The following is a 20,292-nucleotide window of genomic DNA, read 5'->3' on the forward strand; positions in this document are numbered from 1 at the left end:
TCAGCGGGCCCCGTCCTCCCACGGGTTCGCCCAGTCGCACACGGGGCAGGCGTAGCGGCCGTTGAGCCCGGCGACGAGGGTGCCGCAGCGCTGGCAGGGGGTCTGCGTGAGGCGGAGCGCGGCGCGCGCGGGAGCGGGGGCAGGGATCTCGGGGGTGGGGGCGGAGGGGGGCTCGGGGGAGCGAGCGGCGGGGGGCTCGGGGGAAGGGGTGCTTGGTGAGGCGGCGCTTGGTGAGGCGGCGCTCGGTAAGGCGGCGCTCGGTAAGGCGTCCGCCGCCGCACCGTCGTCGGCGGCGGGGGCGTCCGGCGCGGGGGTGTCCTGGGAGGGTGTGCCCGGTGCGAGGGGTTCCGGGGCGGGGGGTTCCTGGGCGGAATCCGTCATGTGGGCACATTAACCGGCCACGGGCGCGGTAGACACGCCTCCGCTTGTACGGCCCGTGCGGAGCCCAGGCGGGGCGCGGTTGGTCGGGAACGTAGCGCATGTGCGGCGGCGGTGCGTTGGCGCGGAGACGGCCGCCACCCGGACGAGTGAGAGGATTTTCGGGATCGGCGAAGTTATCCACAGATTGCGGGGGTTGGTGCGGGCGGGGGTGGGGGGTGCGGAAGAATTGGTATCGGGGTCGCCCCCTGGGAGGGCGGGGGCTGCCCGAAAACGGCGTCGTGGGCTGCTGGGCGTCGCGGTCCGCTGGGCGTCGCGGTCCGCTGGGCGTCGCGGTCCGCTGGGCGTCGCGGTCCGCTGGGCGTCGTGGTCCGCTGGGCGTCGCGGTCCGCTCGTCGTCGCAGTCCACTCAGCATCGGCGTCCGCTCGCCGTCGTCGCCCGCTCCGTGTCGTCGCCCGCTCCGTGTCGTCGCCCACTCCGCGCCATCCCCCACTCCGCGCCATCGCCCACTCCGTGACGCCGCCCGCCCCTCCCCCGCCTTCCCGCCCCTCCCCCGCCCCCCTGTCAGCCCCATACGGCACAGTGACCCCATGACCTCACGTCCCACCCGTCGTCCGTCCTCCGCCGCCCCGCGCCCCGCGCGGCGGACGCCCGCCGTGCGGCCGCCGCGCAGGCCGGACTTGCGGTTGCCCGCGCTCGTGGAGCCGCCCGGCTGGGGGCTCGTGCCGGACGGGGACTACGACGGGGTCGAGTGGCGGGGGGACGTGCTCGACGAGGGCGACGGGGGCGGGGCCTCGTTCCTCGACTGCCTGCTGCGCGACTGCGGTCTCGGCGGTACGCGGCTGACGCGGGCGCGGTTCGTCGACTCGCGCCTGGAGGCGGTACGGGGTGTGGGGACCCAGCTCGCGGAGGCCACGCTGCGCGATGTCGAGGTGATCGACGCGCGGCTCGGCGGGACGCAGGCGCACGGGGCCGTGCTCGAACGGGTCGTGGTGCGGGGCGGGAAGCTCGACTACCTCAATCTGCGCGGCGCGAAGCTCAAGGACGTCGTCTTCGAGGCGTGCGTGCTTGTCGAGCCGGACTTCGGCGGGGCGAGCCTGGAGCGCGTCGCCTTCGTGGACTGCGTCGTGAAGGGCGCGGACTTCAACAAGGTGACGCTCAAGGACGTGGACCTGCGCCGGGCCGCCGAACTGGGCGTCGCCTCCGGGATCGGCGGCCTGCGCGGCGCGGCGATCAGCCCGGACCAGCTCATCGACCTCGCGCCCGCGCTCGCGGCCGAGTTGGGGATGCGGGTCCTGGACCTGGGAGAGTGAGGCTCAGGACACGCGCGGGAACCGGGCGCGCAGGTCCCACACCAGCGGGTTCTCGTCCAGCTCCTCGTGCATCTCGGTGAGGTCGGCGAGCAGGTCGTGGAGGAAGTCGCGCGCCTCCCGGCGCAGTTCGGCGTGCGCGAAGCTCAGCGGCCGCTCGCTCTCGGGGCGCCACTCGGCCTCGATGTCGACCCAGCCGAAGCGGCGCGCGAAGAGCAGCCGGTCCGCCGACTCGGTGAAGTCGAGCTCCGCGTACTGCGGCCTGCTCGCCCTGCTCCCCATCGGGTCCTGGTCGAGCAGCTCGGCGATATCGCACAGCGCCCACGCGAAATCGAGCACCGGCACCCACCCCCAGGCCGTCGCCAGCTCCCGGTCCTCCTCCGTGTCCGCGAGATACACGTCCCCGAGAAACAGGTCGTGCCGCAGCGCGTACCGGTCGGCACGCCGGTAGTCGGTCTGCGGCGAGTCGGGATGGCGGCGGGAGAGGGCGTAGCCGATGTCGAGCACGGGGGGAATGGTGTCACGGGGCGGGTGGGACGAGCGGGGCGGGCGGCGGGCGGCGGGACGGGGCGGGGCGGCGGGCGCGGGGGCGACCCGGCGGCGGACCGTGCCCGGTTCGGGTGGAGGGCTTCGGCTTCGCGTATGCGTTATGCGTTTTCCGCATACGCTGAAGACCGTCGCCGAAGCGAAGGAGGTTCGCCGTGGCAGAGCCGGTTCCCGAGTACGCGTCCACGTCGGCCGAGCCGGACCAGTGGGCGCGTCGTGCGTCGCTCCTGGCCGAGCTGGCCGACTCCAGCCTGCCGGCCCCCTCGGTGGACGCCGCCTTCGAGGTATTCAGCGCCGCCGCCCCCAAGGGCTGGCGCGTGGAGCTGGTCGAAGGGGAAATCCACGTGACACCACCGGCGAACGGCGAGCACGAGGAGATGGTGTCGGAGCTGAGCGGTCAGGCCCGGGACCACCGCCGCGACCTCGCCCGGTACACCGGGATCGGACTCCGCGTGCCCGGTGCCTCGGGCAGCGGGCGCGTCATTCCCGATCTGGTCCTCGCCCCGCGCGGAAGCTTCGCGGACAGCGAGGAGTGGCACGATCCCGCGCCCGTCCTGCTCGCCGCCGAGGTGACGTCCTCCTCCACGGCCGCCAACGACCGAGTGCGCAAGATCCGTGGATATGCGCGGGCCGGTATCCCCGTCTACCTGGTCGTCGATCGCGAGGCGGACCACATCCTCGGCCGCACCCGTCCCTCCGGCGACGACTACCGCCAGAAGACGACCTACAAGATCGGCGACCCCGTACCGCTCCCCGACCCCGTGGGATTCACCGTCGATTCCGGGGAGCTGTGAGGCCGACCCGACCCGCTCGGCAGCCGAAAACCCCTCATTCCAGCAGCCGTTGCTCCTTCGCCACCGCCACCGCCACCGCCACCGCTCCGGACCGCGTGTCCACGCCCAGTTTCTGGTAGACGCGGCCCAGGTGAGTCTTCACCGTGGCCTCGCTGATGTGGAGGGCGCGGGCGATCTCGCGGTTGCCGAGGCCCTGGGAGAGCTGGGCGAGGATGTCCCGCTCGCGGGGGGTCGCCGCGGGCGCCGACCCGGACGCGCAGGACGCGCGCCTGGAGAGCGCGTGGCTCGCCACCGGCGTCACGGGGAGCGTCGCGATGATGCGCACGCTGCTGCCCGCCGGCCCCGATGTCGGGCTGCGCAGTCGTTTCGGCGGGATCGCGCTCATCCCGGCGAGCGAGCGCGGACACGTGGCGTACGTCGAAGCCGCGCTGCGCGAGACGGGCATGGACGTCAACCACGTGAACCGGCTCGGGTGGACCGCGCTCCTGGAGGCCGTGATCCTCGGCGACGGCGGCCCGGCGCACGAGGAGATCGTGCGGCTCCTGCTCGCGGCGGGCGCCCGGCCCCGTCTCGCGGACGGCGAGGGCGTGACGGCCCGCGAACACGCGGAGCGGCGGGGGTTCGCGCGGATGGCGGCGCTGCTGGCGGAGGCGGAGGCGGGGGAGTAGGCGCCGGGGGGCGCGTCCAGTGCCCGCCCCCGCGCCCCTCCGCGCCCCCCCTCAACCCCTCGCCCCGCCCCCCTCCGCCAGCAGGTCCTTGCGCAGCACGTACGTCGGGCGCCTGCGCCGCAGGTCGGGGCGTTCGTCGATCACCTCGTAGCCCAGCGCCGTCCAGAAGGCCATGGCCGTGGCGTTGCCGCGCAGGACCGCGAGGCGGACGCCCGTGCGGCCCTCCTCGCGGAAGCGGTCCTCGACGGCGCGGGTCAGGCGGCGGCCGTGGCCCTCACGGCGCGCGCGGCCGTCGATCATCAGGAGGCCGATCCACGGGTCCGGGTCGTCGGGGCGCGAGGGATGGTGGCGCAGGGTCGCGGCGAGGCCGACGAGCCGGCCCCGCGAGCGGGCGAGCAGCACCTCCGCGTCGGGGTGCGAGAGTTCCTCGGCGAGCGAGGCGGCGACCTGTTCGGGGCGGATGTTTTCCGGGTCCGGGAAATCACCGCTGAGCTGCTGGAACTCCTTGTCCGAGGCGTACAGCTCGGTCAGTTCGAGCAGGACGGGAGCGGGGAGCGCGAGCGGGTCGTCGGCGGCGGGCAGAAGCGTCTCGATGAGCATGGGGCGGAGCGTAGGTCCCCCACCCGCCCGGCCCGCGCCGCCTCACCACGGAGCCCGCGCCCCCTCACCACGGAGCCCGCGCCCCCTCACCACGGAGCCCGCGCCCCCTCACCACGGGGCCTGCCCGCCTCACCACGTGGACAGCGCCGCGTCGCCCCGCCCGCTTTCGGTACGTTGGCACCATGAGCAGCGCTTCCGCCGTCGCGTACCAAGGTGAACCAGGGTCCAATTCCGCCGCCGTGAGCGCGGTGATGTTTCCGGGCGTGCCCACACTGCCCTGCGCGACCTTCGAGGACGTTCTCCAGGCGGTGCACGAGGGCGAGGCGCGCGTCGCGCTCATCCCGATCGAGAACTCCTCGGCGGGCCGGGTCGCCGATGTGCACCAGCTGCTGGCCACCTCCGGGCTGCGGATGTTCGCCGAGTACTTCCACCCCATCCACTTCGACCTCCTCGGCCCGCCCGGCGCGCGCGTCGAGGACGTCAAGGTCGTCCGCAGCCACGTGCAGGCGCTCGGCCAGTGCCGCCGCATCACCCGCGAGCACGGCTGGACGGCACGCGTCGCCGAGGACACGGCGGGCGCCGCGCGCGAGGTCGCCGAGCTGGGCGACCCGGCGCACGCGGCCTTCGCGCCGCCTGCCGCCGCCGAGCTGTACGGCCTCCAGGTCCTCGCCCCGCAGGTCGAGGACGAGCACCACAACACGACCCGCTTCCTCGCCCTCGCCCGCGCGGACGAGACCCCGCGCCCGGAGCGCGCCGAGGGAGTCCCGTACGTCACGAGCCTGCTCTTCCGCACCCGCAACATCCCCGCCTCGCTCTACAAGGCGCTCGGCGCCTTCGCGAGCAACGGCGTCAACCTCACGAAGATCGAGTCCTACCAGCTCGGCGGCAGCTTCTACGCCAGTCAGTTCTACGTGGACGTGGCGGGGCACCCCGAGGACCCCGGTTTCGTACGGGCCCTGGAGGAGCTGTCGTTCTTCTCGGCCGAGCTGCGGGAACTCGGCGTCTACCCGGCGCACACGTTCCGCGAGGAGCTGCACCGGCCGGTGGAGGAGGAGCCGCCCTCCTCCAGCCCCTCCGGCGATTGAGGAACGGGGCGTGAGGCGGAGCCCCACAAGCGGGGGCCCGGGGCGCGGCCCCGGACCCCTCCCGCCCTCGTCAGACGTTGACGCCGAAGTCCTGCGCGATGCCGACGAGGCCCGAGGCGTAGCCCTGGCCCACGGCGCGGAACTTCCACTCCGCCCCGTTGCGGTACAGCTCGCCGAAGACCATCGCGGTCTCGGTCGCCGCGTCCTCGGAGAGGTCGTAGCGGGCGATCTCGGTGCCGCCGTCCTGGTTGACGATGCGGATGTAGGCGTTGCGGACCTGGCCGAAGTTCTGGTTGCGGGTCTCGGCGTCGTAGATCGAGACGGGGAAGACGATCTTGTCGACGTCGGCGGGCAGGCCCGCGAGGTTGACGTTGATCGCCTCGTCGTCGCCCGCGCCCTCGCCCGTCCGGTTGTCGCCGGTGTGGACGATCGTCTGGTCCGGGGTCTGCTTGTTGTTGAAGAAGACGAAGTGGGCGTCGGAGTAGACCTTGCCCTGCGTGTTCACCGCGATCGCGGAGGCGTCGAGGTCGAAGTCCGTACCGGTCGTGGTGCGCACGTCCCAGCCGAGGCCGACTGTCACGGCGGTCAGGCCCGGGGCCTCCTTCGTCAGCGAGACGTTGCCGCCCTTGGACAGGCTTACAGCCATGGGATGTGTCCCTTTCGTCGAACGATCACGGCCCCGCGCCTTCGGCGGGACCGTCGTCATTCCTATGAACGCGGGGGCACGCTGCCAAGGTTCCTGGCTCCTTTGCTTTCTTTACGAATCTCTGCGAGCCGGGGCGTACGGCAGCTCCGCGCGCCCCCTCCCGTACCCCCGGCGTGAAAAGCGCGTGCCGCACGCCCCGGGACGCGCGACCATGGAGGCATGTCCGGTCCCCATGTCATCCGTGGCTCGGTCGTCCTGCCCGAGGCGGAGCTGAAGTGGCGCTTCTCGCGCTCCTCCGGGCCCGGCGGCCAGCACGTCAACACCTCCGACACCCAGGTCGAGGTCCTCTTCGACCTCGCCGCCACCGAGGCGCTGCCCGGGGTCTGGAAGGCCCGCGCCCTCGAACGCCTCGCCCCCCGCCTGCGCGACGGCGGCGTCCTCGCCGTCCGCGCCTCCGAACACCGCTCCCAGTGGCGCAACCGCGAACTCGCCGCCGCCCGCCTCACCGCGCTCCTCGCCGAGGCCACCGCCCCACCCCCGGCCGCCCGCCGCAAGCGCAAGATCCCCAAGGGCATCAACGAACGCCGCCTGCGCGAGAAGAAACAACAGGGCGAACGGAAGCGGGGCAGGTCAGGGAAGGACTGGGGGTAGGGGGCGCGTCACCCCAGCCCCCGGTACTTCCCCTTGAAGTACACCAGCGGTTCCCCGTCCTCGCTCGGTAGGCCGGCGCTCAGGACGCGGCCTATGACGAGGGTGTGGTCGCCCGCCTCCACGCGCTGTTCCGTGCGGCATTCCAGGGTGGCGAGGGCGCCGCCCATCAGGGGGGCGCCGGTGTGTGCGCCGCGTCGGTAGGGGAGGTCCTCGAAGAGGAGGCGGTCGCTGACGCGGCCGCGCATCGCGAAGCGGCCCGCGATGTGGCGCTGGCTGCGGGCGAGGAGGGAGACGCCCCACAGGGGTTGTTCGTCGAGGAGGTCGTCCATGCGGGAGCCGGCCCGCAGGCTCACCATGACGAGCGGCGGCTCGAGCGAGACGGACAGGAAGGCCGTCGCCGTCATGCCCGCGTCCTCGCCGCGCGGGGCGTCCGGGTCGGTCTGCGGTTCGTGGGCCGTCACCAGGACGACTCCGGCCGCGAGCCGGCTGAGCGCGGCCTTGAACTCCTCGTCACTCACCCCCACAGCATGAGGGGTGACGGGGGCGGCGGGGGATGGGGCGTCGGTCCTGAACACGTCATGCACGCTAACTCGCCGGTAGCCCTCACCGCATCGGACCAGCGGCCGAAGCGGAGGTCCTAAGACCGCACCGGTGTGCGGGACCCGCGGGGGGTCGGGCGGGGCAGGGCGGGCGAGGGGGAGCAGGTGGCCGAAAACGTACAGGTGACGTACAGAGAGTGCGCACGAGGCCACAGATCCCGCTGTGACTTGAGTCACAGCACTCACATTTAGTTGACCGTGAGTACCGGGCGCACAGCTCACTGTGATTCAGTGGGGGAGTGGCCAATGTGCTGATGTGATCGGATGATCAGCGGTCCGGGTCGTCGAGGGGGGCGGTCCGCTCCGCCGGTGGTCCGGGGAAGGCGCGTCCTGGAGTCGCAGTCGAGGTCTCGGGGAGTAGACGAGCATGGAGACCGAGTCGGAGCCCTACGTCCGTCTTGCGACCATGCGGCAGCTCCACCAGGCCGTCTCCGACCTCGCGACGGCCCGCAGCCTCGCCGACACCCTCCAAGCCGTCGTCGACGGCGTCGTCAACGGCATCGGCTGGGAACTCGCCGCCGTCAACATCGTCCAGCCGGACGGTGACCTCGTCGTCGCCGCGCTCTCCGGCAGCGACGCGGCCGACTCCCTCATGACGGGCCGCGTCGGCTCCCGCACCGCCTGGGAACGCCGACTCGCCGCCGCCGAGCAGTGGGGCGCGCTGCGCTTCCTGCGCCACGACATCGCCCGCGCGCTGGAGACCGACGGCATACCCGCCTGGTACACCCCCGGCCCCGAACCGCGCTTCGCCGACGAGTGGCACCCCGAGGACCAGCTCCTCGCGCCGATGTACGAGTCCGGGGAGGCCGGTGACCTCGTCGGCGTCCTCGCCGTCGACCGCCCCCGCGACGGCCGCCGCCCCGGCGCCTGGGGCTGCGAGGCGCTCCAGATGTACGCGGCACAGGCCGCCACCGCCATCGTCAACGCCCGCCTCCGCTCGAACATGCAGCGCGCGCTCGTCCGCCTGGAACGCGAGCAGCAGGCACTACGCGCGAGCGAGGAATCCTTCCGGCAGGCCTTCGAGTACGCGCCGAGCGGCATGGCCATCGCCGAACTCGGCGGCGAGCACCACGGCCGCGTCCTGCGCGCCAACGACGCCCTGTGCCGCCTCCTCGGCCGTTCCGCCTCCGCGCTGCGCCGCTGGTCCTTCGTCGACCTCGCCCACCCCGAGGACGTCGGCGTCCTCCTGCGCACCTCGGCCGAGGGCGGCCGCGCCGAACTGCGCCTGCTGCGCCGCGAGAAGAGCGGCGAGAGCTACGTGTGGGTGCACCTGCGCAACTCCGTCGTCGCCGACGCGGCCGACGGACCGCGCTTCCTGCTCACGCACGTCGAGGACATAGAGGACCGCAAGCGCCGCGAACTCCACCTCGCCCACCGCGCCAGCCACGACGCCCTCACCGGCCTGCCCAACAGCGCCGAACTGCGCTCCCGCCTCGCGGCCCGCCTCTGCGAACGCCCCTCCGCGCGCCCCCCGACCCCGGTCGAGAGCCTCGACGCGGCCTACGGCGACCACCGCCCGGACGCCTCCGCGCGCCACGAGAACTACGAGAGCTACGAGGAGTACGCGGCGGCGCACTACGCGAGCGAGCCCTACCCGACGGGCGGCGTCGCACCGTACGGGCCCTACAGCGGCGAAAGGCCGTACGGCACGGAGACGCCGTACGGCACGGAGACGCCGTACGGCACGGAGACGCCGTACGGCACGGAGACGCCGTACGGCACGGAGACGCCGTACGGCGCCGAGGCGCAGCGGCCCGACGAGGCGCCGCACCCGTACCCGCCGCACCCCGTGACCGACTCGGGCGGCCACACCTACGACTTCACCCAGGACCCCGCAGCGCCCTACGCCGCCCCCGCCACCGGCTACGAGACGCACACGCACGCCGTCGCGCCGCCGCCCGAGGGCATGCCGGACAACGGCGTGAAGGGTCTCGCCGTGCTCTTCTGCGACCTCGACGGCTTCAAGCCGATCAACGACCGCTACGGCCACCACGTCGGGGACGCCGTCCTCATCGAGGTCGCGCGGCGGCTCAGCGGCGGCGTACGGGACGGGGACACGGTGGCACGGCTCGGCGGGGACGAGTTCGTCGTGCTCGCCGACGGCGTCGGACGCAGCGACGCGGAGGACCTCGCCGTCCGGCTGCGGACCGCGATCACGCAACCGATCAGGGCCGACGGGCGTTCCGTACGGGTGGGGGCGAGCTTCGGCATCGGCTGGGCGCGCTGCGGCGAGAGCCCGGAGGAGGTCCTCCAGTCGGCGGACCAGCGCATGTACGTCGAGAAGCGCTCCCGGTCGCGGCAGCACCGGCGCGCGATCTGACCCGCGCGCCCCCCTCGGGCGCCGTGTGGTCCCGGCCACGCGGTGGGCTCGTGCGGAGCGGGTAGGCTCGCCGGGACCGGCCGGTGCCGCTCGCGCGCCCCCGGTACGCCTGTCCCGTACCGCGACCAGCACGTCCCCGCACGTCACGTTCAGCACGTCAAGGAGTGAGCCAGCGATGACCCCCGGTCCCCCCGGCAACAACGGTGCGAATCCGCCCGAGGGCGAGAACCCGGGGGCGGCGGGCACGGAGGAGGACGACCCCTTCGGCTACCTGTACGCCGACGGCCAGTCCGCCGGGGCCAGGCCTCCCTCGGGCGGCGGCTACGGCTACCCGGGCCAGCGCTCGCACCACCAGGTCAGGGCGGTCGGCGAGCGCCAGTACGGGTACGGGTACCCGCCCAAGGAAAGCCAGCAGAGCGCCCCCGGCCAGGGCGCCCCGACGGCCGCGTACCCCCAGCAGCAGAACGCCCACTACGCCGCGCCGGAGAACCTCCCCGGCGGGCCCCCCGCGGGCGGCGGCCGTCGCGCCGCGAACGGCCAGGGCGGCGGCCGGGGCGGTGGCCGGGGCCGCGGGCCGAACAACAAGGGCCTGCTCATCGGCGCGGTCGCGGTCGTGTGCGCCGTCGCCGTGGGCATCACCGTGGCAGTGGTCACGGGCGGCTCGGGCGACGACAAGCAGGCCGCGAAGGACCCGGCGCCCAGCGCGACGGCCTCCGAGGGCCACGGCGGCGAGGGCGACGACAAGCAGCCCGGCGACGACGCGTCGAAGGAGCCGGTGGAGGAACTCCCCAAGGCCGACGCGAAGACCCTCCAGCTCTCGGGCGGCCCCTCGGTCGCCTCGGACGTCGAGGGCGCCAAGGCGGACGGCGGCAGCTACGTCGCCGGCTTCAACAAGCCCGGCGCCAAGCTCACCTGGAACGTCAGCGTCCCGAAGGCCGGCGAGTACACCGTCTTCCTCGACTACGGCGTCCCCGGCAAGGACCAGCAGGCCAGCCTCTACGTCAACGGCGGCGACCGCCGCGACCTCTCCCTGAAGAACTGGGCGCAGGCCCCCGAGGGCGACTGGGAGAAGGGCTGGACCACCTCCTACGTCTTCGCCAACCTGACCAAGGGCACGAACGCCATCTCCTTCTCGTGCGACCAGGGCGACAGCTGTGACGCCAACTTCGACCGGGTGTGGCTGAAGGCCGGGCACGTGACGAAGTAGGGACGCGGGCGCGGAGCCCGGGTCCCTCACCCCGCCTCCGCCACCTTCACCTCTCCCCGGAGTTCCGCGTACGCCCGCGCGTCGAACTCGCCCGCCACCGGCGAGGTGACCGCCGCTGCCGCCAGGGCGGTCGCGTGGGCGAGCCGGGCGGGCCAGGGCTGCGCGTCGGCGAGGCCGGTGAGGAGGGCGGCGACGACCGCGTCCCCCGCACCGGTCGGATTGCCGGGCAGGGGCCGGGGGAGAGCCGCGCGCCACAGCGTCGTGGGGGTCGCGGCGAGCAGGCCGCGATCGCCGAGCGAGGCGACGACCGCACCCGCCCCCCGGCGGCGGGCGTCCCGGGCCGCGCGGGCCGGTTCCCGGGACCCGGTGAGCTGGGCCAGCTCGTCCTCGTTGGGCTTGAGGATGTCGGGGCGCGCCGCGACACCCCGGCGCAGCGCCTCACCGCTCGTGTCCAGGACGACAGGCACCCCGGCCGCCCGCGCCTCCCGTACGAGCGTCGCGTACGCCCCCACCGGCACCCCCGGCGGCAGGCTCCCGCACAACGCGACCGCCGTCGCCGCGGGCAGCAGCCCCGCGTACACGTGCCGGAACGCGTCCCACTCCGCAGCCGAGACGAGCGGCCCCGGCTCCCGCAGCACCGTCGCGGCGGCCCGCGCCGCCGCCCGCGACACCACCCGCGCTCTGGTGTCCGTCACCACCGTGACCGTGCGCCGCGCGGGCTCCGCCGTCTCCACGAGCGCGTCCGTGACCCCGTCGGCCCCGGCGAGCAACCCCCGTATGCGCTCCCCCGTCGGCCCCCCGCACAGCCCCGTCACCGTGACGTGCCGCCCGAGCGCACCGAGCACCCGGGCCACGTTGAGCCCCTTGCCGCCCGCGCGTTCACTCACCTCGCGCACCTGGTGGCTCGCCCCTGGCACGAGCGCGGGGACGCGATACGTCAGGTCGAGCGCGGTATTGAGCGTGACGGTCAGCAGCATCCGCGCACCCCCTCCCCCTCACGGTCCGGTGCGACCCGGCACCGGCACGAGGTCCGATCATGCCAAAGCCGTACCCGGCCCGCCCAGAGGCGGGAGCGGAGCGGACCGCTATGGACGGGACCGAACGTTTCCCGCCGCCACTCCGTCACAAAGACGCGCACGGAGGAGCGATACACCGTGGACGGGGGCGGTACGGGGCGAGCCGCCCGCAAGGGGGGCGGGCGGCTCGCCCCGATCCGGCTCGGGCGGGCGGGCGGCTCGCCCCGGTCCGGCTCGGGCGGGCGGTACGGGGCACTTCGGCGCGAGGGGAACGGGAACCGCGCCGCCTCGCGCGCCCCCCCTCAGCCCCGCGCCGCCGCCGCCTGCCGAGGCGTCACGAGCCACTGCCCCTTGCGCAGCACCCCCACCACATCGAAGCCCGCGTCGAGCACCACGACATCCGCGTCCTTGCCCGGCTCCAGCGAGCCCACCCGGTCCGCGAGGCCGAGCAGGCGGGCCGGGTTCGCGCTCAGCGCCCGTACCGCCGCCTCGATGCCGAGACCGTCGACCGTCACGGCCCGCTTCAGCGCGCGGTCCATCGTGAGCGTCGAGCCCGCGATCGAACCGCCCTCCGTCAGCCGCGCGACACCGTCCACGACATCGACCTCCAGCGGCCCGAGCCGGTAGCGCCCGTCGCCGAAGCCCGCCGCGTCCATCGCGTCCGTCACGAACGCGACCCGGTCCGCGCCCTTGTGATGGAAGGCCAGCCGCAGCGCCGCCGGGTGCAGGTGCGTGCCGTCGTTGATCAGCTCGACGGTGATCCGCTCATCCTCCAGGAGCGCCGCGACCGGTCCCGGCTCGCGGTGACCGAGCGGCGGCATCGCGTTGAACAGGTGCGTCGCCACGGTCGCGCCCGCGTCGATCGCCTCCACGGTCTGCTCGTACGTCGCGTCCGTATGGCCGATCGCCGCGATCACGCCCTGCTCGACGAGCAGCCGCACCGAGTCCAGGCCGCCGGGCAGCTCCGTCGCGAGCGTCACCATCCGCGCCTGCCCGCGCGCCGCCGCCAGCAGCTTCGCGACCTCCGCCGGGTCCGGGTCCCGCAGCAGAGCCTCGCTGTGCGCACCCTTGCGGCACGGCGAGATGAACGGCCCCTCGAAGTGGATGCCCGCCAGCTCACCGTCCTCCGCCAGCTCCGAGAGCAACCCCGCGCGCTCCGCGAGCGCGTCCAGCTCCCCCGTCACGGTCGAGGCGACGACGGTCGTCGACCCGTGCGCGCGGTGCGTACGCAGCGCCGTCCGTACGTCCTCGACGTCACCCGCGCCGAACGCGGCCCCGCCGCCGCCGTGGTTGTGGATGTCGACGAAGCCGGGCACGAGCCAGTGCCCGCGCAGATCGAGCTCCGGGGCGCCCTCGGGAGCACGCTCCGCGATCCGCCCCCCGGCCACGACGAGCCTGCCGTCCGGCACCTGCCCCGTGGGCAGGACCACGGTGGCGCCGGTCAGGACGGTGTAGTCGGTGCTGGCAGCCATCAGGCGCTTACCTCCGTGGCGAGTAGGTCCCAGGCGAGCAGGCCGGCGCCGAGGCAGCCCGCCGTGTCCCCGAGCGCGGCGGGCACGATCTCGGGGAGCGCCTGGAAGGTGACGCGCTCGGCGACGGCCGCGCGCAGCGGTGTGAACAAGGTTTCCCCGGCTTCGGCGAGCCCGCCACCGATGATCAGCGTCCGGGGGTCGAGCAGGGTGACGGCGATGAGCAGCCCGTCGGCGAGCGCCGCGACGGCCTCCGCCCACACGGCGAGCGCGCGCGGGTCCCCGGCGACCACGGCCCGCGCGCAGTCCGCGGCGGTCGCCTCCGCGTCCCCGCTCGCCTCCGCCCACGCGGTGGTGACGGCGGAGGCCGAGGCCACCCGCTCCAGACAGCCGCGCTGCCCGCAGCCGCACGGCGGCCCGTCCGAGCGCACCACGACGTGCCCAAGCTCCCCGGCCGAACCGTGCGCGCCGGGCTCTATGACCCCGTTGATGCCGTAGGCGCCGGCGATGCCCGTGCCGAGAGCGAGGAAGAAGAAACGGTCGGCGCCGTGGCCCGCGCCGAGCCGTCCCTCGGCGATTCCGCCGGTCCGTACGTCGTGGCCGAGCGCGACGGGGACACCGCCGAGCCGCTCGCTCAACAGGGCCCGCAGCGGCACGTTCTCCCAGCCGAGGTTCGCCGAGAAGACGGCGATCCCGTGCTCGGTGTCCACCACACCCGGGATCGCCATCCCGACCGCGCTCGCCCCCTCGCCGAACCGCTCGCCGCCGTACGCGTACAGCTCCGCGGCGAAGGCGAGGATGCCCTCGACCACCGCCTCGGGCCCCTGCTCGCGCCCGGTGCGCCGCCGCTCCTCGTGCAGCAGCTCACCCGCCGCCCCCACCAGGGCGGCCTTGATCCCGGTGCCGCCCACATCGAGGGCGATGACATGTTTCACGTGAAACAGTTTGGCGCCTCAACCGGAAGAGGTCTAGTCCATTCGCGTGGCGAAGTTGCCCGAACCGGGGACGGGGGAGGCGGGCGGGTGTCGGAGCGGCGCTCTAGGCTGCGAGGAATGAACGACACGCACGAGGAACCGGGACGGGGGGCGGAGGCCGGGGAGTCCGTACCGGAGAGCGGGGAGTCCGGACAGGGGGTCGGGGAGTCCGTACCGGAGGCGGGGGAGTCCGTACCGGAGAGCGGGGAGTCCGGACCGGTGGCCGCCGCCTCACCCGCCCCGGCCCCCCTCTCCGCCCGCGACCGCGACGTCCTCGCCCTCGAAGGCGAGAGCTTCGCCGGGCCCGGGGCGAAGGAACGCGCCGTCCGCGAGCGGCTCGGCATGTCACCGACCCGCTACTACCAACTCCTCAACGCCCTCCTCGACGACCCCGCCGCCGAGGCACACGCCCCCGTCACCGTCCACCGCCTGCGCCGGGTACGGGAGGCACGCCGGGCGCAGCGGTGAGACGGGCGCGGCGCGGGCGGCCTAGAGTCGGCGCATGACCGCAGCGCCTGACTCCCACTCCTCCCGTTCCCCGCTCCCCGAGCCCGTGACCGAGGCCGGGCGGGCGGGGTTGCGGGCCGTTCTCGATCAGCCCTCGGCCGCCGTCGTGGCGCTCGACTTCGACGGCACGCTCGCCGACATCGTCCCGGACCCCGATTCCGCGCGCGCCCGCCCCGGCGCCGTCGAAGCGCTCGCCCGTCTCGCGCCGCACGTCCGCTCCATCGCCGTCGTCACCGGGCGCCCCGCCGAGACCGCCGTCCGCTACGGGGGCTTCGCGGACGTCCCCGGCCTCGAACACCTCGTCGTACTCGGCCTGTACGGCGCCGAGCGCTGGGAAGCCGCGAGCGGCGAACTCACCGCCCCGCCCCCGCCCCCCGGACTCACCGCCGCGCGCGCCGAACTCCCCACCGTCCTGGCCGAGAACGGGAACTTCCCCGGCCTGTGGACCGAGGACAAGGGCCAGGCCGTCGCCGTGCACACGCGCCGCGCCGAGGACCCCCAGGGCGCGTACGACGCGCTCCTCGCCCCGCTCACCGCGCTCGCCGAACGCCACGGCCTCATCGTCGAACCGGGCCGGATGGTCCTGGAGTTGCGGCCGCCGGGCATGGACAAGGGCAAGGCCCTCACGACCTACCTCGACGAGGTCGGCGCCACCTCCGTCCTCTACGCCGGCGACGACCTCGGTGACCTCGCCGCCTACGCCGCCGTCGAAGCGGGCCGCCCCGCCCGCCCCGGTCTCCTCCTCGCCTCCGGCACCGAGGTCAGCGAACTCACCGTCCGCGCCGACCTGCCCCTCGCGGGAGGACCGGAGGAAGTGGTGGCGTTTCTCGCGGCATTGGGGGAGGCGCTGGGCTGAGGGGGCTCAGGGATGTGGGTGGGGGGAGGCGGCGGGGGTGGCTTCCGCACGGCTCGGGGCAGCCCCGCCCTCCCGGGGGGCGGGAAGCGGGGGTGGCTTCCGCACGGCTCGGGGCAGCCCCCGCCCTCCCAGGGGGCGGCCCCAATACCAGTCTTCCAGAGCCGCCCCCGCTTCCCGCCCCGTCCCGCCACATCTGTGGACAACTCCGGGAAACCCGCACAACGTCTCACTCGACCGAGTGAGACGCGTGCACGCACAAGGCGAGGTATCCACAGCCGCCGAACGGATCATCACACTGCCGCGCCGCCCATGCGGGCGCCGAGCCCACCGACCGCCCCGCGCCCTCGCCCCCACAGGCCCTACGCCCCGCCCAGCGCCTCCAACTGCTCCATGAACCACCGCCCCGGCGGCAGCGCCGTCGCCGCCTCCGCCAGCCGCTTCGTGCGCGCCGACCGGGTCTCCGGGTCCTGGGTGAGCGCCGTGTGCAGCGCCTCGGCCGTCGCCGAGACGTCGTACGGGTTCACCACGACCGCGTCCGCGCCCAGCTCCTCGTACGCCCCCGCCTCCCGCGACAGCACGAGCGCCACGCCCGCGTCCGAGACGACCGGGACCTCCTTCGCCACGAGGTTCATGCCGTCACGGATCGGGTTGACCAGCGCGACGTCCGCGAGCCGGTAGGCCGCGAGCGAGCGCGGGAAGTCGTCGTCGACCTTCAGCAGCACCGGCGTCCAGTCCGCCGTCCCGAACTCGTCGTTGATCTCCTGCGCGACCCGCTCCACCTCCGCCGTGTACGCCCGGTACACCTCCAGGTCCTGGCGGGACGGGTACGCGAAGGCGAGGTGCACGACCTGCCCGCGCCAGTCCGGGCGGTCCGTCAGCAGCCGCCGGTACGCGTGGAGTCCCCGCACGATGTTCTTCGACAACTCCGTACGGTCCACCCGCACGATCGTGCGCCGCCCCTCGCCGCCGATCTCCCGGCGCAGCGCCGCGATCCGCTCGTCCACGTCCTCCTGGTGCGCGCGGTCGCGCAGGAAGTCGGCGTCCGCGCCGAGGCCGTGCACCGCCACCTCGGTCCGGCCCGTACCGCCGACGAGCGCGTCCGCGCAGGCCGTGAAGGCGTCCGCCCAGCGGCGGGTGAGGAACCCCGCGTGGTCCGCGCCGAGAATCCCGCGCAGCACCTGCTCCGCCACGTCGTCGGGCAGCAGCCGGTAGTAGTCGAGCGGCGCCCACGGCGTGTGCGAGAAGTGCGCGATGCGCAGATCGGGGCGCAGCGCGCGCAGCATCCCCGGCACGAGCACCAGGTGGTAGTCCTGCACGAGCACCGCCGCGCCCTTCGCCGCCTGCGCCGCGAGCGCCTCGGCGAAGGCGCGGTTGTACGCCTCGAAGGAGGCCCAGCGCGCGCGGAACTCCGGGCCGAACGCGGGCTCCAAGGGCGTCTGCCACAGCATGTGGTGGGCGAACCACAGCACGCTGTTGGCGATGTCGTTGTACGCCTCGTGCTGCGTGCGCGGATCGATCCCGAGCATGTGGACACGGCGCCCGCCCGTGTCCGCCGGGTCCAGCTCCGCGCCCGAGCGCCGGGCCGCCTCGCGGTCCGCGTCGCTCAGCGCCGCGCACACCCACACCGCGTCGACCTCGGGCCCGATCGCCGAGAGCCCCGAGACGAGCCCCCCGCCGCCGCGCTTGGCCCTCAGCTCGCCGTGCGCGCCGAACGCGTACGAGACGGGGCCGCGGTTGGAGGCGAGGAGGACGGCGGCACCGGTGCCGGTGCCGGTGGGGCGGGTGGGGTCGTCAGTAGGCATGGTGCATTCCTCGCCTCGGGATCATGGGCTCAAACGTGCGAACTGTGCGGGACTCGGCATCCGCCCCCAACTGCCATGTTCTGCCGCGCCCCCCGCGGGACGACGGCCGACGGACGCACCCGCGCCCCGCCCCCACGCGCCGCCAACGCCCCGCCCCGTGCCCCCCTCAGGCCGCCTCCCTCCGCTCCGTGTACTCCGGGATCTCCCGCATCGGCGGCCGCTCCTCCGTGTCCACGGGATGCGTGTGCGCCGCGAAACCGCCCTCGGGCAGGCGGTCGAACTGGGTCAGCTCGGGGCGTACGAGATGGCCGCGCGCGAGCCGTACCTGCGCCGTGCGGTAGATCGTCGCCGCCATGCGGCCCAGCGCCTGCCCGTCCTGGTGGCGGTGCACCCGCACCCCGACGTCCACCTGCGCGAGCGCGTCGAGCCCCACCGTGTGCAGCGCGTCCACGAGGAGACCCAGCTCGACCCCGTACCCCACGGGGAACGGCAGCTGTTCGAGGAGCGAGCGCCGCCCCGCGTACTCGCCGCCCAGCGGCTGCACGAAACCCGAGAGCCGCGGCCAGTGCATGTTGAGCAGCGGGCGCGCCATGAGTTCGGTGACCCGGCCGCCCTGGCCGGGCTCGGAGCCGAGCGGACGGTCGTACATCGCCTTCACGAGATGCACGTCCCGCTCGGCGAGGAGCGGGCCGAGGATGCCGGTCACGAAGGCGGACCGGAAGTCCTTGAGGTCCGCGTCGACGAAACAGATCAGCTCACTGTCGGTCGCGAGCAGCGAGCGCCACAGCACCTCGCCCTTGCCCGGCACGGCGGGCAGCCGCGGCAGCACCGCGTCCCGGTGCACGACCCGCGCCCCGGCCGCGCGCGCGACCTCGGCGGTGCGGTCCGTGGAGCCCGAGTCGAGGACGACGAGTTCGTCGACGAGAGGGACGGCTTCGACGAGTTCACGCCGGATGACGTCGACGATCGCGCCGACGGTCGCCTCCTCGTTCAGTGCCGGAAGGACGACGGCCACCGAGGCCCCCGTGGCGCGTTTGAGCGCGGCGAGCCGTTCCACGGGCCAGTCGTTCGCGGTCCAGGAGCGATGCTCCAGCCAGCGTTCCACCTCTTCGATCACGGCGTCTGTCCCCTCGTGCGTACGGACCCGGTGCGAGGCCCTTCGACTGCCGCCCCTTGCGGAGGGCGCCGATGAGATCTTCATCTCGGCGTGCGGACGGCTCGCTCCACGATCCAGGGCTTCGGTTACAGTCTTGAACAACGCGGGTGACCATCCCATGTCGGGGTGCGCTGTCACCTTGTGTCACAAACGCCCCGGGCCCGAAGCCCGGGTGCCACAACGCTCATCCAGAGGGGCAGAGGGATACGGCCCGTTGAAGCCCCGGCAACCCTCCAGCCAGTCTCCGCGCGGTTCACCGATACCGCCACCGAAGGCCCTGGCTCGGGAAGGTGCCAATTCCGTCTCGCGGCGAGATGCGCCGCGGGGAAGATGAGGAGAAAGGGCCTCCCCATGGCTGTGCAAGCCGCCGAAACCCCGCAGAACACCACCTCCGCCGTCGACCTCGGCCCCGCCGTCGCGCTCTCCTGTCGCGAGTGCGGCGAGCGCTTCCCGCTCGGCCCGGTCTTCGCCTGCGAAAGCTGCTTCGGCCCCCTTGAGGTCGCCTACGAGCTGCCGTCCGGCGACGTCGAGGAACTGCGCCGCGCGATCGAGGCCGGCCCCAAGAACATCTGGCGTTACGCACCGTTGCTGCCCGTGCCCGCCGACGTGGCGAGCCACCCCAACACCAACCCCGGACTCACGCAACTCGTGAAGGCGGACCGGCTCGCGAAGGAACTCGGCGTCACCGGCGGCCTCTACGTCAAGGACGACTCCGGGAACCCCACGCACTCCTTCAAGGACCGCGTCGTCGCGATCGCCGTCGAGGCCGCGCGCGCCTTCGGCTTCACGACCCTGTCCTGCTCCTCGACGGGCAACCTCGCGGGGGCCGTCGGCGCCGCCGCCGCCCGCGCCGGCTTCCGCTCCTGCGTCTTCATCCCGCACGACCTGGAGCAGGGCAAGGTCGTCATGGCCGCGGTCTACGGCGGCGAGCTCGTCGGCATCGAGGGCACGTACGACGACGTGAACCGCTTCTGCTCCGAGCTGATCGGCGACCCGCTCGGCGAGGGCTGGGGCTTCGTCAACGTCAACCTGCGCCCGTACTACGGCGAGGGCTCGAAGACGCTGGCGTACGAGATCTGTGAACAGCTCGGCTGGGAGATCCCCGACCAGATCGTCATCCCGGTCGCCTCCGGCTCGCAGCTGACGAAGATCGACAAGGGTCTGAAGGAACTGATCAGGCTCGGTCTCGTCGCGGACAAGCCGTACCGGATCTTCGGCGCGCAGGCCGAGGGCTGCTCGCCGGTCTCGACCGCGTACAAGGCCGGGCACGACGTCGTACGCCCGCAGAAGCCGAAGACGATCGCGAAGTCCCTCGCGATCGGCAACCCGGCCGACGGCCCCTACGTGCTCGACATCGCCCGCCGCACGGGCGGCGCCGTCGAGGACGTGGACGACGAGCAGGTCGTGGACGCGATCAAGCTCCTCGCGCGCACCGAGGGCATCTTCGCCGAGACGGCGGGCGGCGTCACGGTCGGTGTCACGCGCAAGCTCATCGAGAACGGGCAGCTCGACCCCGCCCTGACCACCGTCGTCCTCAACACCGGCGACGGCCTCAAGACCCTGGACGCGGTCGCCCCGACCACCGGGCCCACCGCGACCATCCGCCCCGACCTGGACGCCTTCCGCGCCGCCGGTCTCGCGGGCTGAGCCCGGCCGGGCTCCGCTGAGCCCCGGCCGAGCCCGTCCCCCCAACTTTCCGCGCTGCCC

General features: G+C 73.9%; 18 protein-coding genes, 4 pseudogenes and 1 riboswitch. Of the genes and pseudogenes, 11 read left to right on the plus strand and 11 right to left on the minus strand.

The genetic code is table 11. The features are described 5' to 3' along the window. Positions 1 to 381 carry a hypothetical protein gene (locus ACIP4O_RS02655; RefSeq protein WP_401570650.1) on the minus strand — a complete coding sequence of 127 codons (381 nt, stop codon included), beginning with the start codon at positions 379 to 381 and terminating at the stop codon, positions 1 to 3. A gap of 588 nt (positions 382 to 969) precedes the next feature. On the opposite strand from ACIP4O_RS02655, the gene ACIP4O_RS02660 reads away from it, so the two are divergent. Next, positions 970 to 1,692 (plus strand): pentapeptide repeat-containing protein, encoded by a 723-nt coding sequence (locus ACIP4O_RS02660; protein WP_401570653.1) that lies wholly within the window; start codon positions 970 to 972, stop codon positions 1,690 to 1,692. 3 nt (positions 1,693 to 1,695) lie between these two features. On the opposite strand, the gene ACIP4O_RS02665 is transcribed toward ACIP4O_RS02660, so the two are convergent. Then, positions 1,696 to 2,196, minus strand: coding sequence for a hypothetical protein (locus ACIP4O_RS02665; RefSeq protein WP_007825376.1), 501 nt, complete (start codon positions 2,194 to 2,196; stop codon positions 1,696 to 1,698). Positions 2,197 to 2,462: 266 nt separating this feature from the next. Between ACIP4O_RS02665 and ACIP4O_RS02670 the strand changes: the two genes are divergently transcribed. Then, positions 2,463 to 3,029, plus strand: coding sequence for a Uma2 family endonuclease (locus ACIP4O_RS02670; RefSeq protein WP_401573781.1), 567 nt, complete (start codon positions 2,463 to 2,465; stop codon positions 3,027 to 3,029). 34 nt (positions 3,030 to 3,063) lie between these two features. Here the strand turns inward: ACIP4O_RS02670 and ACIP4O_RS02675 are convergent. After that, positions 3,064 to 3,270, minus strand: a pseudogene (locus ACIP4O_RS02675) (response regulator transcription factor); the annotation flags it as partial. On the opposite strand from ACIP4O_RS02675, the pseudogene ACIP4O_RS02680 reads away from it, so the two are divergent. Beyond that, positions 3,260 to 3,697: pseudogene (locus ACIP4O_RS02680) on the plus strand (ankyrin repeat domain-containing protein); the annotation flags it as partial. The pseudogenes ACIP4O_RS02675 and ACIP4O_RS02680 overlap by 11 nt on opposite strands. Positions 3,698 to 3,748: 51 nt before the next feature. Here the strand turns inward: ACIP4O_RS02680 and ACIP4O_RS02685 are convergent. After that, positions 3,749 to 4,297 (minus strand): GNAT family N-acetyltransferase, encoded by a 549-nt coding sequence (locus ACIP4O_RS02685; RefSeq protein ID WP_401570655.1) that lies wholly within the window; start codon positions 4,295 to 4,297, stop codon positions 3,749 to 3,751. Between the two features lie 182 nt (positions 4,298 to 4,479). On the opposite strand from ACIP4O_RS02685, the gene ACIP4O_RS02690 reads away from it, so the two are divergent. After that, a complete protein-coding gene (locus tag ACIP4O_RS02690; RefSeq protein ID WP_401570657.1) occupies positions 4,480 to 5,382 on the plus strand; it encodes a prephenate dehydratase in 903 nt (300 codons plus the stop codon). A gap of 70 nt (positions 5,383 to 5,452) precedes the next feature. Here ACIP4O_RS02690 and ACIP4O_RS02695 read toward each other — a convergent pair whose 3' ends face one another. Beyond that, positions 5,453 to 6,028: a TerD family protein gene (locus ACIP4O_RS02695; protein WP_361319626.1), complete on the minus strand. Its 576-nt coding sequence runs from the start codon at positions 6,026 to 6,028 to the stop codon at positions 5,453 to 5,455. A gap of 219 nt (positions 6,029 to 6,247) precedes the next feature. Here ACIP4O_RS02695 and arfB point away from each other — a divergent pair, with 219 nt between their 5' ends. Then, the gene (gene arfB / locus ACIP4O_RS02700; protein WP_401570660.1) at positions 6,248 to 6,679 is read left to right on the plus strand and encodes an alternative ribosome rescue aminoacyl-tRNA hydrolase ArfB; all 432 of its coding nucleotides are present in this window, start codon (positions 6,248 to 6,250) and stop codon (positions 6,677 to 6,679) included. A gap of 8 nt (positions 6,680 to 6,687) precedes the next feature. Here arfB and ACIP4O_RS02705 read toward each other — a convergent pair whose 3' ends face one another. After that, positions 6,688 to 7,197 carry a flavin reductase family protein gene (locus tag ACIP4O_RS02705; protein WP_401570662.1) on the minus strand — a complete coding sequence of 170 codons (510 nt, stop codon included), beginning with the start codon at positions 7,195 to 7,197 and terminating at the stop codon, positions 6,688 to 6,690. 448 nt (positions 7,198 to 7,645) lie between these two features. Here ACIP4O_RS02705 and ACIP4O_RS02710 point away from each other — a divergent pair. The 3 genes and pseudogenes from ACIP4O_RS02710 to ACIP4O_RS02720 all read left to right on the plus strand — a co-directional run. Next, a pseudogene (locus ACIP4O_RS02710) lies at positions 7,646 to 8,788 on the plus strand (PAS domain S-box protein); the annotation flags it as partial. A gap of 273 nt (positions 8,789 to 9,061) precedes the next feature. After that, positions 9,062 to 9,598: pseudogene (locus ACIP4O_RS02715) on the plus strand (GGDEF domain-containing protein); the annotation flags it as partial. A 175-nt stretch (positions 9,599 to 9,773) separates the two neighbouring features. After that, positions 9,774 to 10,805, plus strand: coding sequence for a CBM35 domain-containing protein (locus ACIP4O_RS02720; protein WP_401570665.1), 1,032 nt, complete (start codon positions 9,774 to 9,776; stop codon positions 10,803 to 10,805). A gap of 26 nt (positions 10,806 to 10,831) precedes the next feature. On the opposite strand, the gene ACIP4O_RS02725 is transcribed toward ACIP4O_RS02720, so the two are convergent. The 3 genes from ACIP4O_RS02725 to ACIP4O_RS02735 form a co-directional block, all read right to left on the minus strand. Further along, positions 10,832 to 11,782 carry a 1-phosphofructokinase family hexose kinase gene (locus ACIP4O_RS02725; RefSeq protein ID WP_401570667.1) on the minus strand — a complete coding sequence of 317 codons (951 nt, stop codon included), beginning with the start codon at positions 11,780 to 11,782 and terminating at the stop codon, positions 10,832 to 10,834. 341 nt (positions 11,783 to 12,123) lie between these two features. Then, positions 12,124 to 13,293: an N-acetylglucosamine-6-phosphate deacetylase gene (gene nagA, locus ACIP4O_RS02730; protein WP_401570670.1), complete on the minus strand. Its 1,170-nt coding sequence runs from the start codon at positions 13,291 to 13,293 to the stop codon at positions 12,124 to 12,126. Further along, the gene (locus tag ACIP4O_RS02735; protein ID WP_401570672.1) at positions 13,293 to 14,225 is read right to left on the minus strand and encodes an ROK family protein; all 933 of its coding nucleotides are present in this window, start codon (positions 14,223 to 14,225) and stop codon (positions 13,293 to 13,295) included. Before ACIP4O_RS02735 ends, nagA begins: the two co-directional genes overlap by 1 nt. Positions 14,226 to 14,342: 117 nt before the next feature. Here ACIP4O_RS02735 and ACIP4O_RS02740 point away from each other — a divergent pair, with 117 nt between their 5' ends. Beyond that, positions 14,343 to 14,732, plus strand: coding sequence for a DUF3263 domain-containing protein (locus tag ACIP4O_RS02740; protein ID WP_401570674.1), 390 nt, complete (start codon positions 14,343 to 14,345; stop codon positions 14,730 to 14,732). Positions 14,733 to 14,766: 34 nt separating this feature from the next. Beyond that, positions 14,767 to 15,627, plus strand: coding sequence for a trehalose-phosphatase (otsB, locus tag ACIP4O_RS02745; protein ID WP_401570676.1), 861 nt, complete (start codon positions 14,767 to 14,769; stop codon positions 15,625 to 15,627). A 359-nt stretch (positions 15,628 to 15,986) separates the two neighbouring features. Here otsB and ACIP4O_RS02750 read toward each other — a convergent pair whose 3' ends face one another. After that, a complete protein-coding gene (locus tag ACIP4O_RS02750) occupies positions 15,987 to 17,429 on the minus strand; it encodes a trehalose-6-phosphate synthase (RefSeq protein WP_401570678.1) in 1,443 nt (480 codons plus the stop codon). Positions 17,430 to 17,595: 166 nt separating this feature from the next. Beyond that, positions 17,596 to 18,546, minus strand: coding sequence for a glucosyl-3-phosphoglycerate synthase (locus ACIP4O_RS02755; RefSeq protein WP_401570681.1), 951 nt, complete (start codon positions 18,544 to 18,546; stop codon positions 17,596 to 17,598). 220 nt (positions 18,547 to 18,766) lie between these two features. Next, a riboswitch (SAM riboswitch) is annotated at positions 18,767 to 18,922 on the plus strand. Positions 18,923 to 18,936: 14 nt separating this feature from the next. On the opposite strand from ACIP4O_RS02755, the gene thrC reads away from it, so the two are divergent. Beyond that, a complete protein-coding gene (gene thrC / locus ACIP4O_RS02760) occupies positions 18,937 to 20,232 on the plus strand; it encodes a threonine synthase (RefSeq protein ID WP_401570684.1) in 1,296 nt (431 codons plus the stop codon). The last annotated feature ends 60 nt before the right edge of the window (positions 20,233 to 20,292 follow it).

The organism is Streptomyces sp. NPDC088923, assembly GCF_044749745.1.
In the GTDB taxonomy this organism is placed as follows: Bacteria; Actinomycetota; Actinomycetes; order Streptomycetales; family Streptomycetaceae; genus Streptomyces.

What these genes read in the sequence shown, in the direction of transcription:
- ACIP4O_RS02690 (WP_401570657.1), top strand. Translation starts at nt 4,480, where the DNA reads ATGAGCAGCGCTTCCGCCGTCGCGTACCAAGGTGAACCAGGGTCCAAT.
- nagA (WP_401570670.1), bottom strand. Translation starts at nt 13,293, where the DNA reads ATGGCTGCCAGCACCGACTACACCGTCCTGACCGGCGCCACCGTGGTC.
- arfB (WP_401570660.1), top strand. Translation starts at nt 6,248, where the DNA reads ATGTCCGGTCCCCATGTCATCCGTGGCTCGGTCGTCCTGCCCGAGGCG.
- otsB (WP_401570676.1), top strand. Translation starts at nt 14,767, where the DNA reads ATGACCGCAGCGCCTGACTCCCACTCCTCCCGTTCCCCGCTCCCCGAG.
- ACIP4O_RS02655 (WP_401570650.1), bottom strand. Translation starts at nt 381, where the DNA reads ATGACGGATTCCGCCCAGGAACCCCCCGCCCCGGAACCCCTCGCACCG.
- ACIP4O_RS02720 (WP_401570665.1), top strand. Translation starts at nt 9,774, where the DNA reads ATGACCCCCGGTCCCCCCGGCAACAACGGTGCGAATCCGCCCGAGGGC.
- ACIP4O_RS02660 (WP_401570653.1), top strand. Translation starts at nt 970, where the DNA reads ATGACCTCACGTCCCACCCGTCGTCCGTCCTCCGCCGCCCCGCGCCCC.
- ACIP4O_RS02750 (WP_401570678.1), bottom strand. Translation starts at nt 17,429, where the DNA reads ATGCCTACTGACGACCCCACCCGCCCCACCGGCACCGGCACCGGTGCC.
- ACIP4O_RS02695 (WP_361319626.1), bottom strand. Translation starts at nt 6,028, where the DNA reads ATGGCTGTAAGCCTGTCCAAGGGCGGCAACGTCTCGCTGACGAAGGAG.
- thrC (WP_401570684.1), top strand. Translation starts at nt 18,937, where the DNA reads ATGGCTGTGCAAGCCGCCGAAACCCCGCAGAACACCACCTCCGCCGTC.
- ACIP4O_RS02685 (WP_401570655.1), bottom strand. Translation starts at nt 4,297, where the DNA reads ATGCTCATCGAGACGCTTCTGCCCGCCGCCGACGACCCGCTCGCGCTC.
- ACIP4O_RS02740 (WP_401570674.1), top strand. Translation starts at nt 14,343, where the DNA reads ATGAACGACACGCACGAGGAACCGGGACGGGGGGCGGAGGCCGGGGAG.
- ACIP4O_RS02725 (WP_401570667.1), bottom strand. Translation starts at nt 11,782, where the DNA reads ATGCTGCTGACCGTCACGCTCAATACCGCGCTCGACCTGACGTATCGC.